Consider the following 13,897-nt stretch of genomic DNA (forward strand, 5'->3'; position numbering starts at 1 on the left):
TTAATGCAGTTGTACAAGTATGACTATTTTTTAACCGTTACAGCTTCGGCAGAGCTTTCTGTACCATTGTCCAATTTCACCATAACAGCTGATTTAATCGGATTATGGTATTTATCAATAGTCATCTTGCCAGTGACCCCTTCAAAATTCTTCAAAGCTGCCAGATTAGAAGCCAATTCGATGGAATTATCTGCCCCTTTTGCTGCTGCTGCAATCATATAGACCGAGTCGTAGGCAAGGGCCGAGAACATATTGGGTTCTGAACCGTAGGTTTCTTTAAAGTTGCTAATAAAATCATTAGCTTTTCCGGACAAGGCAATCTTGGTAGAGTAGCCCGACACGTAGTAAACATTCGTCGTATTCTTCTTACCTGCCAAACTCACAAAAGTCTTATCGCTGAAACCATCGGGACCAAGGATTGGTGCACTGATGCCCATATCACGCGCCTGTTTGGTAATCAGTCCCGTTTCAGTATAGTAACCCGGCATAACAATAGCATCATAATCGAGGTCCCTGATACTTGTCAGAGCTGACTGGAAGTCTGTATCTTTCGCCGCAAAAGTCTTAGTGGAAACAATTTCCCCCTTGTAAGTTTTCTTGAACTCATCAGCGATTCCTTTGGCGTAGTCACTGGAGTTATCATAAAACAGCACAACCTTTTTCGCCTGTAGGTTTTCCGATGCATACTGAGCTAGTACTTGCCCTTGAAAACTATCTCTAAAAGTCGTACGGAAAACAAACTGCTTGGTTTGTGTTTTTCCATTGAGATTATCAATAGTCAAATCATCCTGCGTTCCGCTAGGGGAAAGGAGAGGAACTCCTGTTTTTTGAGCATTCAGCGAAGCTGCTGAAACCGCTCCAGATGTAGCTGGACCGACAATGGCATTAACTTGGCTTTGAACAGCTAAGTTTGTTGCTGATGTAGAAGCTTCAGCATTATCGGACTTATTGTCCTTGGTCACCAATTCCAGCTTTTTACCATTGACACCGCCCGCCTTGTTAATTTCCTTGACAGCCAGCTTAATCCCCTGATTTTCGGCTGAGCCATAGGCAGATACAGGTCCCGTTAATTCCATATCTACGCCAATTTTAATGGTGTCACCAATTTTTGTCCCAGCAGCGTTGCTGGTAACATCAGGGGACTTACCACAAGCTACTAATGTTACAGCAGCCAGCAGAAGCATACCAGTTGCGATAATCTTTTTGTACATCAGATTATTCTCCTTAAAATAAGATGCAGAGACTAAAAGTACAAGACAAGCCCCATGGACCAAACTGCGTTTTGGAAGTCAAGGGGCTTTCCTGTAACTCAAGTCATGCTCAATTAGTATAAGATACAAGAGAACGCTGAAAATTAGTTCAGGCTGGTCTCAAAAATCTACTTCATAGAATACAGAATTATCTGATAATTGTCAAGAGCATTTGCTTATCCCTATTCAAAAGCTGCTAATAAAGACAATTTAGACGGGGCTTAATTAGTTCCTTTTGTGACGCCTATCTTTTAATTAGAAAATCTCAACAAAAAGAGGCTAAGCTTAACACTTGCCTCACATAAAAATTGACGATGTTTTTAGCCTTAGAGAGCCCCTTTAAAGCTACAAAGCAATTCAAGACTGCTCTGGCTCCAATTCTGACTTATTGTCTTCTCGGTAAAGACTGCCAACAAAATCACGATCAATCTCATCAAAATGTGATTGCCTCACGCGCTTGACAAACTTTAATTTTTTCAAGATTTCTAAGGTTTCCTCCAGCTTATCAGCATCCAGATAGAGATGAACGTAGCGAAAACGCCGTGAATGATAAATCATATCCCCATAACGGTTTAACTTGCGGGCATCTCGATTATAATAGAGATAAACAATAATCCCTAATCGCTCTTGTTTTTCAAACATGGCTATTGTACTTTTCCTTTCTCACGAATATTCTGACCCCGCCCATGGCCGTGCTGATGATGGTGAGGGGCCAAGGGAAGGCCTGTATCAACAAAAATATCAGATGAAACGGTCTGGGCTAATTGCTCAGTGATGCCAGCCAAGACCTCTTGCAGAGCTACTTCTGCTGCCCGAAACTCCTGCATGGTCTGGGTCAAATCTATCTGGCGTTTGAGCTGTAAGACCTGTCGGCGAAGGTCAACCACTTCCGACCGATACTTGACAAATCCTTTTTGCTCTTCGTAACTCTCCTGTAAGTCTTGAAATCGAGCTAATAGACTCTGCAGTTCTTGATCAGCTAAGACATTAGCTTTAGCAATTTGATAATTTTTAGCCTGTGGACTGGCTAAAATAAGCTTAGCGAGACGGTCAACGGCATCATCGATCGCCAGTAACTCTTCATTGATTTCTAACATGTTTCTATTATAGCACATTAAAAAACTGGTCAGATGAACTGCCAGTTTTTCATTTTATTTCAATTCATTATTTTCCATAATTTCATCAATGAAGCCGTAATCAAGAGTTTCCTTAGCCGACATCCAGTAGTCACGTTCAGCATCTTTATGGATTTGCTTAACCGTTTTGCCAGAATTATTAGCTAGAATTTGCTCTAAATTATTCCGTGTTTTTAGCAACTGCTCTGCCGCAATAGCCATATCTGTTTGCTGCGTACCAGCGCCAGTGCCGCCCATTGGTTGGTGAATGAGGTATTCTGCATTTGGCAGCATGAAACGTTTGCCTTTGGCACCGCTAGAGGCGATAATCGTTCCCATAGAAGCAGCCATCCCCATGACAATGGTTTGAACATCTGACTTGATAAAGTTCATTGTATCAACAATAGCCAGACCAGCTGAGACAGAGCCCCCTGGTGTATTAACATAGAGGTAGATGTCCTTGGTGCTATCTTGGGCATCCAAGAAAAGCAACTGAGCAATAATAGAATTGGCCATATTATCTTCGACAGGTCCTGTCAGCATGACAATACGGTCTTTTAAAAGGCGGGAATAAATATCGTAGGAACGTTCTCCACGGCTGGTTTGTTCAATAACTACTGGAATCATAAAGGTTCTCCGTTTCTTAACTTAAATTTTGATAAGACAAGTCAGCTATGCAAGCGAATTTTTCCCCGTCTTATCATCGTGTCACTATTATAGCTGTTTGGTCAAAATAGGTCAAATAAAAAACTTACAGACATCAAAAGAGAAACAATCCGAAAGACTGTTTCTCTTTTTCACTATTACCTCTACTTGGTTCCAAAGAGACGGTCACCCGCATCACCAAGACCCGGAATGATATAGCCGTTGTCATTAAGTTTTTCGTCCAATGCTGCGGTATAGATATCAATATCTGGATGAGCTTCTTGGAGAGCCTTAACCCCTTCGGGAGCAGCTACCAAGCAGACAAATTTGATATTGGCTGCACCACGTTTTTTTAAGGAGTCTACCGCCAGAATTGCCGAACCTCCGGTTGCCAACATTGGGTCAACTAAGAAGATTTGTCTTTGATCAATATCTTCTGGCAATTTAACGAGATATTCAACTGGTTGAAGCGTTTCCTCATCGCGATACATCCCGATATGACCAACTTTAGCTGCCGGAACCAAGCTGACTAAACCATCAACCATGCCAATTCCAGCCCGCAAGATGGGGACAATAGCTAATTTCTTACCAGCTAATTGCTTTTGAGTCGTCTTGGTGATTGGCGTTTGAATGTCAATATCTTCCAACGGCAGATCCCGAGAGACTTCATACCCCATCAACATAGCAATTTCATTAACCAATTCACGGAAAACCTTAGTTGAGGTATCCTCACGACGTAAAATTGATAATTTGTGTTGAATCAGTGGATGTGAAATAACTTGAAATTTTCCCATAATGTGTCAGCTTCCTAGAAGCTTTCCACCTTTCTAGTTGTTTTCTTTATTATATCAAAACATCTAGCATTTAGCAGGAAAATTCAGAAATTCCAGCCGCTGCGAAAGACAAAGATTCCCTTTTTAGAAGACTTGAACTAAACGATTTAAGGCTTCCTGCAGAGTGGCTTTAGGAGTGGCCACATTTAATCTAGCATGGCCTATGCCTTCTCTGCCGAAGGTGGAACCAACATTAAGAATCAGCTTGCCTTCTTCTTTGATCTTTTGATGAAGCTCTTCATCAGATAGGTGATAGTCTGAGAAGTCTAACCAGACTAGATAAGTTCCTTCTGGCTTCATGACCTTAATTTGGGTCTTTTGCGTCAAGGTCTCAAAGACCAGATTGATGTTGTCTTCCAGAACTTTTTTGAGTTCAGTCAGCCAAGGTTTGCCATATCGAAAGGCTGTTTCAGTCGTCATTAGACCAATCGTTGGTACCTCATGCTGATTATTAGCCAACTGACGCTTTTTGAAGGCCGCTCTCAAGGCAGGACTTTCAATGATAGCAAAACTATTTTTAGTCCCTGCAACATTGAAAGTCTTGGTAGCACTAGAGAGGACCAAGGCGAAATCTTTAAAGTCGCCCAGTGTATTGATGGAATGATGCTTGTGCCCAAAGAGAGCTAGGTCTTGATGAATCTCATCAGAGACCAGAATGACACCGTGTTTGCGACAGAGTTCGGCTACTTTAATAAGCTCTTCCGGACTCCAAACCCTACCGCCAGGATTGTGGGGACTGCAGAAAATATAGAGCTTCACCTGATTTTCCACCAAATCTTTTTCCAATTGATCGAAATCAATCTCAAAATGGCCATGCCTTTCGACCAAGGAATTTTCAACCAACTGTCGGTTATTGAGCTTGACCGAACGGGCAAAAGGGGGATAGACTGGGGTGTTAATCAAGACCGCGTCTTCTTCTTTCGTGAAAGCCTGAATTGCTACCGAAATAGCTGGAACGACTCCTTCAATCAGAATCAGGGCCTCTTTATCAAATCTATAGCCATGCTGCTCCCTTTCCCAAGTCTGAATAGACTCCAGAACTTGGTCTGAAAAATAAGGGTAACCGTAAACCCCACGGTCAGCATAGGCCTGAACGGCCGCCTTCATTTCAGGGAAGGCCAGAAAATCCATATCAGCCACCCAGAGCGGTAGGAGGTTGCGATTGTTCTCTACTTCTTTCCACTTCATAGAATGGTTGTTGAGACGATCGGGTAAGGTAGTAAAATCATATTGTGTCATTGTCTTCTCCTCAAGAGCTAATCGTATATTATAGTGGCTAGTTTGGTTTACCAACTATCATTCTATTAACCTTCAAGCTCCCAGAGCTTGTTTAAGATCTGCAATCAAATCCTGACTGTCCTCAATACCTATAGAGAGACGCAAAAGATCATCAGTCAAGCCATAGGAAGCTCGAATATCGGCAGGAATGTCAGCATGGGTCTGGGTTGTTGGGTAGGTAATGAGACTTTCCACTCCTCCTAGGCTTTCTGCAAAAGTAAAGACTTGCAAACTATTGATAATTTCTGGAATCTTAGTTTGATCTTTAACCTTAAAGGAAATCATGCCGCCCTTGCCAGTATAAAGAACTTCTTTAACTGCTGGCGACTGCTGTAAATATTCAGCAACAGCTTGGGCATTCTGGGTCGAGGCTTCCATCCTGAGCTTGAGTGTTTTGAGCCCCCGCATGAGCATGTAGCTATCAAAGGGCGACAGGTTGGGACCAGTTGTATTGAGATTATAGAAGAGCTTGTCGTAATAGTCTTGATTACTGGTGATGACCACTCCTGCGAGGACATCATTGTGCCCAGCCAGATATTTAGTGGCTGAGTGGAGCACGATATCAGCTCCCAGTTCAATGGGATTTTGGTAAATCGGACTGTAGAAGGTGTTGTCAACGATGACCGCCGCTCCCTTTTGGTGGGCCAGTTCAGCTACTGTTTTAATATCGAACTCAATCATGAGCGGGTTCGTTGGCGTTTCAATATAGACAATATCTGTCTCATCAGAGATAGCTGCCAGCATCTCTGCTTGAGAATTAGTATAGGTGAAAGAAAACCGTCCTTGCTTTTCTTGGTCATTAAACCAGCGAAATGAACCTCCGTAGAGATCTCGAGCTGCCACTACCTTAGAGCCGACTGGAAAAATTTCTAATGCCAGAACAACGGCACTCATCCCAGAGCTGGTTGCGATAGCATAATCTGCCTTTTCAATGGCTGCTAGAGTTTTTTCCAGCGTCACCCTCGTTGGGTTTTTAGTCCTAGTATAGTCAAATCCTGTTGACTGACCAAATTCTGGATGCTGGTAAGTGGTTGAAAAATGCAGAGGAGCTGCCAAAGCTCCTGTTTCCTTGTCAGAATTGATACCAGCATGGGCCAAAAGGGTCGCCAATCTATAATCATGTGTCATCAAATCGCCTCCTAAACATTTGCTTTTTATTGTAACATGATTTATGGCTGTAGTGGGTGCCAATTCCATATTTATTAATGATAAACAGGTATAAGAAAAAATTATAAGGCCCTTAAACAGAGATATCGCATTGGCCAGTCAAATCTCTTTTTACTTCTCTATTTATTTTATCAACCTTTCTCTAGCAGAACATTTCCTGACTATTAAAATCAAATCCTTCTGTGAGTCTCTTTTCTAGGTCATCCAAACTTTAATAGGCCATATCCATGAAACGATATCCACTAACTCTAATACTCTTCTGTTTATAGTTTTGTATTCATTTTACCTTCCAGTTTGACGATGACTTGAGCGATACTATATTTTTAAAATAAGATTTTTCCTCTTCTCTGTGGGTGACACAAATCATCATTTTATTAGCTGCTTCATTTTGGATGAGACGATAAAATTCCTGTACCGATGCTGTATCCAAGCCACTTGTAATTTCATCAAATAATATGATATTACACTTGGATAGCAAGGCCCTTATGATTAGGATCTTTTGTTTTTCACCACCTGAAAAGGATTTTACCATTTCGCCCGTGACCTCATTGTTGAGAGCCTCACTAGATGACAGTAGATTGTCAATGTTTAAAATCTTAGCTAGGGCAAATATTTTTTCAAGCTGCTGTGAGGCTATATCAGTTTCTGGATATATAATATTATCGAGCAGACTTCTGTTAAATAGCATGGAATTCTGATTAATATATAAAATGGCGCTTCCTTTCGGCTGAAAGATCTCTCCGCCAGTCGGAATTAATAAGCAAGCTATCAGTTTTAGCAAGGTTGTTTTTCCAGAACCATTGCTTCCTTCCAAAAGGTTCAACACGCCACTCTTAAAACGGCAACTAAAGTCATTGATTAATTGAATCTCTCTGCCTGACTTATGGTAATGGTAGGAAATATCTTTTAGAACTAAGTCTCTCTTTTCATAACATTTTTTATAAAAAGTTTGCCTGTCAGCTGCTGATTTTGGCGGGATTTCAAAATTTATTTTTTCAAGAGCAACGTTCAAGCGATTATTTAATTCAATTCCGCCTAAAAAATCATTGCCAAAACTAGATAAATTCAAAATAGAATACACCAGAATGAGGATAAATTCCAAATTTTGCTGACGGCTAGGGCTAAAGCTAGTAATGCTAATGCCTAAATAAAATATAAAGCCAATCACCATAATAAGGAGTATCTGCTGGACAGCGTAAATGCTATTAATATGATTTTGTATCCGCCAATAAGTATTTTTTTCGTCGCTTAATTTAGAATCAAAGAGAGTCAATTCATGCTTGAACGACTTATACGAATAAATCGTGTCAATATTTTTGACGTAATCATCAATGGATTTATTGACTTCTACTGTCGCGTCTAAGGCAAGGGCGATATCACTGCTATTTTTTCGGGATAGCAGTGCTGATAGAACCATATACAAACCACAGGCAAGCAAGTAGGCTACCCCTATTTTTGCATTGTAACAGCCGATTATGAAACTATAAAAAAATACAGTGATCCCAATACTATTGAAAGTAAAGTTTCCTGGACTAAATTTCTGCAGACAAATGAGATTTCTGAGATGACACTTTGCAAGGTTGACGACTTATAATCATCGTAGTAGTCGTATCCTCGCAACGCTAAAAACAGCAATAGAATCTTTTTAGAGGATTTCCGAATGACTTGAACCAAATAATTTTTAATAAAATTTATAGCGGCTGGCATTAAAAGAGAAACCATAAAAAGTAGGAGATAATTATAATGCAACCCGTCAGCAATTATCCTAGATAGAAAATACGGCTGCAAGCAGTTCACAAGAGTAAAAGATACTAGGAGGACCATCGCCCAAATATACCTAGACCTTCCAATTTCTGACATAACCTGTTTTAAATAGCTAACTATCATTTTCTAATTTTTTGAATTCCTCCAATGTTTTTGCAGGACTTGGTTGAAACTGTTTTCTACGGAGCAGTCTAGCTCTACTCCCTTAATTTATTGATAAATTTGGGATAGACTTGTTTGGAAACTGCAAGGATTATCCCTTGTGGGAAACTTATAAAAAAATTTAAAAGTCTACGTCAGAGCTGTCAGCTTTTATTAGAAATCAACTTGAAACTTGCCCTAGTGGCATTTCTATCGCAAAATGACTTGAACCAATTTCTAAAGGAACTGTGTAACTGTTTATTTTGACATCAACTAAGGTAGCAAACAATATTAATATTCATATTTCTATTTTGCGTTTCAAAGTCGTTAGTTTCCTCTTTGAAACTTGATGACAGTGTAATTACAGCCATGCTATGTGAGGCAGACTCTTCAAAAAATAAAACTGCCATTGCTTTAGCCAGCATTGACAGTTTCTAACTATTATTAAATATTCCAACGCTAGTATTAACTGTTGACAAAGTCTTCTAGCCGCTACTTTTTATCCAATATGGAATTTCTGACGCAGGGCATCTGCACGGCGACCAAGGAGACCGTCAATCTGACGGGTACGGAGGGCAAAGTAGCCGTAGACACAGACGCCAAGAGCCCCTAAGACGGCTACGTGAACCAGGCTGGAGACACGACTGACGACAGGGTAGACCTGACTGAGGCCGAAATAACCAAGGCCGACAACTGCACCCATAATCAAGGTCATCCAGAGAATGGTTCGCGCGTCCTGCCTAATTTCTGCATGGTCAAAACCGGTCACTTCTTGTATCTTGAAATACATCAAAACGATAGGAATCCAAAGAGCCAGAGCTGTCGCCACTAAAGGGCCGTACGGGCCAAAGACATACATCATTGGTATTTGGAAAAGCACCTTGACCAAAATTCCCCAGAGAAAATACTGGATGGCCTTGCGATTTTGGAAGAGAGCCTGCAGCATGGGAGCCATGAGGGAATAGAGGGCCAACAGAACTGTCTCGGCCATAACAAAGACAAAGAGGTAATGGGCTGTCTTAGTTGGCAGGCCGTAAAAGACGACATAGATTGGCTTGGCTAAAATAACCGAACCAACAACTGCTGGTAGGATAAAAAGCCAGAGCATCTGCAGGTTATTGACCACAACTTTACGCAGTTCCTCCCAATTTTTTTTAGTAAAAGATTCGGTAATGACAGGAATGCCAACTCCTCCGATAGAGGTGGCGACCGAAATTAAAATCATATTAATCTTGCTTGGATTGGCAGACATGTAGCTAAAGAGAATATTACGTTCCGTTTGGCTATAATTGGTGAAGAGGGCAAGGACGTTGTTGAAGGTGCCTTGGTCAATCAACTGCAAGGTCTGGATGGCAGAGCCTGTGATGATAAAGGGAATGGCTTCCTTGAAGGTCTCTTTAAGAAGCCCTAAGGTATCAATTTTGATTTTCTCCCTTTGTTTAGCAAAAATTTTCTTGATCAGACCAGCTTTATTGAGGTAAAAGATGAGAACTGCCATACTGGCAATCATTCCAATGAAGGCAGCTAGAGTTGACTGACTGACAGCCTTAACGTAATCGCCAGAGCCTAGCTGCATGATGAAATAGGCCGTCAGAAGCATCCAGATAACTCGGATTAATTGTTCAAAAATCTGACTCATGGCATAGGGTTTGAAATCATTGTAACCCTGAAAAATCCCACGAATAACGCTCATGGCTGGAAACACTAAGACAGCCAACGAGAGACTATGGATAACCGGCTCCAATTCTGGACCAGTCCCTGAGATCACAGCAAAAAGAGGTGAAGCCAGATACATGATAACGGCGAAGACTAGACCGACCACCCCCATGAGTTTGAGAAAACTCCTAATCAGGTGGATAGAATGGTCTTCCTTGCCCATGGCATTATATTTGGCAATCTGTTTGGCAACAGCCACATTAATTCCTGTAGTAGACAAAAGCAGGAAATAAGCATAAATATTATACCCCATTCCATAGAGGGCATTGGCTTGATTGCCATATTCCCCCATCCAGGCATACCAAGGGATGATGTAGAGGGCCCCCATGAGACGACTTAGAGTATTTCCGGTCGTCGCCCAAAAGGTCCCGCGGGCCATCTTCTCATTCTGTGTTAACTGTTTTTCTGCCATATCTTCTTTCTTCACTTTATTAAATTAGCTCTACTATTATAAACTTTTGCCTGTGACTTGTAAAACGGGAACTTTCCGTCTAAAATAGTAATCATGATAAAGATGACACAGGTGCTTGACATTCTCAAGCAAGATAAAAATTTTCGAGACATCAGTTACCAAGGGAATTTTGCCTATGCTTGGAAAGAGGTGACTTTTGACCAACTCAGCTACGATAGCCGCAAGGTTAGCTCTTCGACCCTCTTTTTTGCCAAGGGAGCTGCTTTTAAAAGAGAATTCCTAGAAGCAGCTGTGGATGACGGTTTAGCCTTCTATGTTGCTGAAACAGACTATGAGGTAGGAATCCCGGCTATCCTTGTCAATGATATTAAGCAGGCTATGAGCCTGATTGCCATGGCCTTCCATGGTAATCCTCAGAAAAAGTTGAAAATTCTAGCTTTTACAGGAACCAAGGGCAAGACTACAGCGGCTTACTTTGCCTACAATATTCTCAAACAAAGCCATAAACCTGCCATGCTTTCAACCATGAATACCACCTTGGATGGCGAAACTTTCTTCAAATCGCAGCTGACCACGCCCGAAAGTCTCGATCTCTTTCAAATGATGGCTCAAGCAGTAAAGAATGGCCGAAGCCATTTGATTATGGAAGTGTCCAGTCAGGCCTTCCTAGTCAAGCGAGTTTATGGCTTAACTTTTGATGTTGGCGTCTTTCTCAATATCAGCCCTGATCATATCGGACCAATTGAGCACCCAACCTTTGAAGACTACTTTTATCACAAGCGCTTGCTTATGGACAATAGCCGAGCAGTCGTTGTTAATAGTGGTATGAATCATTTTGCTATCGTTCGCGAGCAAGTGGCTAATTTACCCCATGATTTTTATGGGCAAGGCTCTGCTAACCAGATTAAAAATGGGCAAGCCTTTGATTTTGATCTGACTGGTAAGCTGGCTGGACATTACGATATCCAGTTGATCGGTGATTTCAATCAGGAGAATGCTCTGGCTGCCGGTTTAGCGAGTTTACGATTAGGGGCTAGTCTAGCCGATATCCAAAAAGGCATTGCTGAGACCAGTGTGCCGGGGCGGATGGAAGTTCTTACCCAAGCTAATGGTGCTAAGGTTTTTGTTGACTATGCCCACAATGGCGATAGCCTGCAAAAGCTCCTGTCAGTGGTCACCCAACACCAGACAGGTAAAAATATTCTGATCCTTGGGGCTCCTGGTAACAAAGGTGAAAGCCGGCGGGCAGACTTCGGTCGGGTCATCAATCAGCATCCTGACTTGGAGGTCATCCTGACAGCTGATGATCCTAACAAAGAAGATCCTCAAGTTATTTGTCAGGAAATCGCCAGCCATATCAGCCGTCCAGTTGACATCATCGTTGACCGAGAAGAGGCGATTGAAAAGGCTCTGCTAAAAACCCAAAAATCCAGCGATGCTGTTATTATCGCTGGTAAGGGGGCGGATGCCTTCCAAATCGTTGATGGCAGACGAGCTAGCTACGATGGTGATATCGTTATTGCTAAAAAGTACCTGAATCGCTCATTAAAATTCTAATTAAAAGCTACAAATAAGAACCATTACAAATAGCCAAATCCCTTGGGGGACTTGGCTTTTGCTTTGTTCATTTTTTGAAAAAATAGTTCTAAATTTTAAATTCCTATGCTATAATGTGAACAGAATTTTGAAGATCTGATCCTGTCAAAATTCAGAGAAACTGACTTTGTAGGCAGTATTTCAAAATTTTAGTGGCAAACGAAATTCTAAGCTCTAAAAGGTAATTTCTTTTGCCCAGATTCATATATCACAATAGAAAGGAGGTTTACAATGACTCATATTCGTGCAGACCAGATTCAAGTAGCCTACGATGATCTAACTATCATCGAGAACTTATCACTACAGATTCCTGAAGGAAAAATTACAACTATTATTGGGGCTAACGGCTGTGGAAAATCCACCTTACTCAAGGCTTTGACGCGGATCCAAGCTGTCAAAAAAGGACAGATCTATTTGGATGGCCAGGCTATCTCTAGTCTACCAACCAAAGAAGTTGCTAAAAAATTGGCCCTGCTCCCTCAGGTAATGGAGGCAACTAAAGGGATTTCTGTCTATGACTTTATTTCTTATGGACGTTTTCCCCACCAGAAATATTTGGGCAGTCTGACCCAAGAGGATCGCAATACCATTCACTGGGCTATGGAAGTCACTAAGGTCACTGATTTTGCCAACCTAGATGTAGAAAGCCTGTCTGGCGGTCAACGCCAACGGGTTTGGATTGCTATGGCTCTGGCCCAAGATACCGATATTATTTTTCTAGATGAGCCAACAACTTATCTTGATATGAATCATCAATTAGAGGTTTTAGAATTACTTCAAGAGCTCAATCAAAGAGTTGGTAAAACTATTGTTATGGTCCTGCACGACCTCAACCTATCTGCCCGTTTTTCTGACAGATTAGTTGCTATGAAAGATGGCAGAATTCTTTATCAGGGCTCTGTCAAAGAAATGATGACCCCTGATATTTTAAGGGAAATCTTCAAAATTGAGGCTCAGCTCTCTGAAGACCCTGTTACTCATCGTCCTATACTGCTGACTTATCAGCTGATTAAATAGATTGATTTCAAGGAGAAATCGTATGAAAAAAATAATGACAATATTTGTAGCCTTGCTAGCTACTCTGTTGCTCGTGGCTTGCGGCAACAAGCAAAAAGATTCTGGGAAAGACTCTCTATCTTCCATGCCAAAGATCGAAGGCTTCACCTATTATGGCAAGGTTCCCAAAAATCCAAAAAAGGTAGTCAACTTTGCTTATTCCTACACTGGCTATCTCTTAGAACTGGGAGTCGATGTTTCCAGCTATTCGCTCGATAATGAGAAAGACAGTCCTGCCTTTGGTGATAAGCTTAAAAATGCTAAAAAGCTGACTTCCGAAGATACCGAAGCTATTGCTGCACAAAAACCAGATTTAATTATTGTCTTTTCAACCGATAAAAATATCAAGCAATTAAAAGAAATCGCTCCTGTTTTGGTTATTGAATACGGCAAACACGATTACCTGCAGATGCTAACTGATTTTGGTAAGGTCTTTGATAAAGAAGATAAAGCTAAGGCTTGGCTTAAAAATTGGAAAGCAAAAACGACTAAAGCCAAGGAGGAACTTAATGCTGTTCTCCCTAAAGATACTACCTTTACCGTTATGGACTTCTATGATAAAGACATCTACCTCTATGGCAAAAACTGGGGGCGCGGCGGCGAACTCATTTACGACACTCTTGGATTTTCGGCACCCCAAAAAGTAAGGGATGATGTCTTTAAAACCGGCTATTTTGGTGTCTCCCAAGAAGTTCTTGGCGATTACATTGGCGACTATGCTCTCCTCAATGTCAGCAAGGCAACTAAAAATTCAGCAGCTTCCCTCAAGGAGAGTGATGTCTGGCAAAATATTCCTGCTGTCCAAAACCATCATGTTCTAGAAGTTGATGAAGCCCTCTTCTATTTCTCTGATCCAATGTCACTGGATAAGCAGTTGCCAGCCTTTGTTAAGGCTGTGAAAAATGCCAATTAGATTGGACGCCT

General features: G+C 41.4%; 12 protein-coding genes. 3 read left to right on the forward strand and 9 right to left on the reverse strand.

Translation table 11 applies throughout. From position 1 onward, the window contains the following. Positions 1–23: 23 nt before the first annotated feature. The 9 genes from ACFSN5_RS08575 to ACFSN5_RS08615 form a co-directional block, all read right to left on the reverse strand. Positions 24–1,211 (reverse strand): ABC transporter substrate-binding protein, encoded by a 1,188-nt coding sequence (locus ACFSN5_RS08575; RefSeq protein WP_165329344.1) that lies wholly within the window; start codon positions 1,209–1,211, stop codon positions 24–26. A gap of 396 nt (positions 1,212–1,607) precedes the next feature. After that, positions 1,608–1,892, reverse strand: a complete 285-nt coding sequence (locus tag ACFSN5_RS08580) for a YlbG family protein (RefSeq protein WP_165211696.1) — start codon at positions 1,890–1,892, stop codon at positions 1,608–1,610. Positions 1,893–1,894: 2 nt separating this feature from the next. Then, entirely contained in the window at positions 1,895–2,347 is a 453-nt protein-coding gene (locus tag ACFSN5_RS08585) for a YlbF family regulator (RefSeq protein WP_165329343.1), read from the reverse strand. Positions 2,348–2,401: 54 nt separating this feature from the next. After that, positions 2,402–2,992 carry an ATP-dependent Clp protease proteolytic subunit gene (locus tag ACFSN5_RS08590; protein WP_165211702.1) on the reverse strand — a complete coding sequence of 197 codons (591 nt, stop codon included), beginning with the start codon at positions 2,990–2,992 and terminating at the stop codon, positions 2,402–2,404. Positions 2,993–3,174: 182 nt separating this feature from the next. After that, entirely contained in the window at positions 3,175–3,804 is a 630-nt protein-coding gene (gene upp / locus ACFSN5_RS08595; protein WP_003048829.1) for a uracil phosphoribosyltransferase, read from the reverse strand. Positions 3,805–3,927: 123 nt separating this feature from the next. Continuing rightward, positions 3,928–5,082, reverse strand: coding sequence for a MalY/PatB family protein (locus ACFSN5_RS08600; RefSeq protein ID WP_165211705.1), 1,155 nt, complete (start codon positions 5,080–5,082; stop codon positions 3,928–3,930). A 72-nt stretch (positions 5,083–5,154) separates the two neighbouring features. After that, positions 5,155–6,249 (reverse strand): cystathionine gamma-synthase, encoded by a 1,095-nt coding sequence (locus ACFSN5_RS08605; RefSeq protein WP_165329342.1) that lies wholly within the window; start codon positions 6,247–6,249, stop codon positions 5,155–5,157. A 316-nt stretch (positions 6,250–6,565) separates the two neighbouring features. Then, complete coding sequence (locus ACFSN5_RS08610; protein ID WP_241154260.1) at positions 6,566–7,705, reverse strand: ATP-binding cassette domain-containing protein; 1,140 nt, start codon at positions 7,703–7,705, stop codon at positions 6,566–6,568. Between the two features lie 987 nt (positions 7,706–8,692). After that, the gene (locus ACFSN5_RS08615) at positions 8,693–10,321 is read right to left on the reverse strand and encodes a putative polysaccharide biosynthesis protein (protein WP_165211711.1); all 1,629 of its coding nucleotides are present in this window, start codon (positions 10,319–10,321) and stop codon (positions 8,693–8,695) included. Positions 10,322–10,414: 93 nt separating this feature from the next. Here ACFSN5_RS08615 and ACFSN5_RS08620 point away from each other — a divergent pair, with 93 nt between their 5' ends. From ACFSN5_RS08620 to ACFSN5_RS08630, 3 genes are all read left to right on the forward strand, one after another. After that, the gene (locus ACFSN5_RS08620; protein WP_165211713.1) at positions 10,415–11,878 is read left to right on the forward strand and encodes a UDP-N-acetylmuramoyl-L-alanyl-D-glutamate--L-lysine ligase; all 1,464 of its coding nucleotides are present in this window, start codon (positions 10,415–10,417) and stop codon (positions 11,876–11,878) included. Positions 11,879–12,148: 270 nt separating this feature from the next. Then, on the forward strand, positions 12,149–12,934 hold the full coding sequence (locus ACFSN5_RS08625; protein WP_165211716.1) for an ABC transporter ATP-binding protein: 786 nt from the start codon (positions 12,149–12,151) through the stop codon (positions 12,932–12,934). A 22-nt stretch (positions 12,935–12,956) separates the two neighbouring features. Next, positions 12,957–13,886: an ABC transporter substrate-binding protein gene (locus ACFSN5_RS08630; RefSeq protein ID WP_165211719.1), complete on the forward strand. Its 930-nt coding sequence runs from the start codon at positions 12,957–12,959 to the stop codon at positions 13,884–13,886. Positions 13,887–13,897: the final 11 nt, after the last annotated feature.

Origin of the sequence: Streptococcus tangpeifui (genome assembly GCF_044503215.1) — a bacterium.
Taxonomy (GTDB): Bacteria; Bacillota; Bacilli; order Lactobacillales; family Streptococcaceae; genus Streptococcus; species Streptococcus tangpeifui.

Coding starts and splice junctions, on each gene's coding strand:
- ACFSN5_RS08575 (WP_165329344.1), bottom strand. CDS start 1,211: ATGTACAAAAAGATTATCGCAACTGGTATGCTTCTGCTGGCTGCTGTA.
- ACFSN5_RS08580 (WP_165211696.1), bottom strand. CDS start 1,892: ATGTTTGAAAAACAAGAGCGATTAGGGATTATTGTTTATCTCTATTAT.
- ACFSN5_RS08585 (WP_165329343.1), bottom strand. CDS start 2,347: ATGTTAGAAATCAATGAAGAGTTACTGGCGATCGATGATGCCGTTGAC.
- ACFSN5_RS08590 (WP_165211702.1), bottom strand. CDS start 2,992: ATGATTCCAGTAGTTATTGAACAAACCAGCCGTGGAGAACGTTCCTAC.
- upp (WP_003048829.1), bottom strand. CDS start 3,804: ATGGGAAAATTTCAAGTTATTTCACATCCACTGATTCAACACAAATTA.
- ACFSN5_RS08600 (WP_165211705.1), bottom strand. CDS start 5,082: ATGACACAATATGATTTTACTACCTTACCCGATCGTCTCAACAACCAT.
- ACFSN5_RS08605 (WP_165329342.1), bottom strand. CDS start 6,249: ATGACACATGATTATAGATTGGCGACCCTTTTGGCCCATGCTGGTATC.
- ACFSN5_RS08610 (WP_241154260.1), bottom strand. CDS start 7,705: ATGGTTCTATCAGCACTGCTATCCCGAAAAAATAGCAGTGATATCGCC.
- ACFSN5_RS08615 (WP_165211711.1), bottom strand. CDS start 10,321: ATGGCAGAAAAACAGTTAACACAGAATGAGAAGATGGCCCGCGGGACC.
- ACFSN5_RS08620 (WP_165211713.1), top strand. CDS start 10,415: ATGATAAAGATGACACAGGTGCTTGACATTCTCAAGCAAGATAAAAAT.
- ACFSN5_RS08625 (WP_165211716.1), top strand. CDS start 12,149: ATGACTCATATTCGTGCAGACCAGATTCAAGTAGCCTACGATGATCTA.
- ACFSN5_RS08630 (WP_165211719.1), top strand. CDS start 12,957: ATGAAAAAAATAATGACAATATTTGTAGCCTTGCTAGCTACTCTGTTG.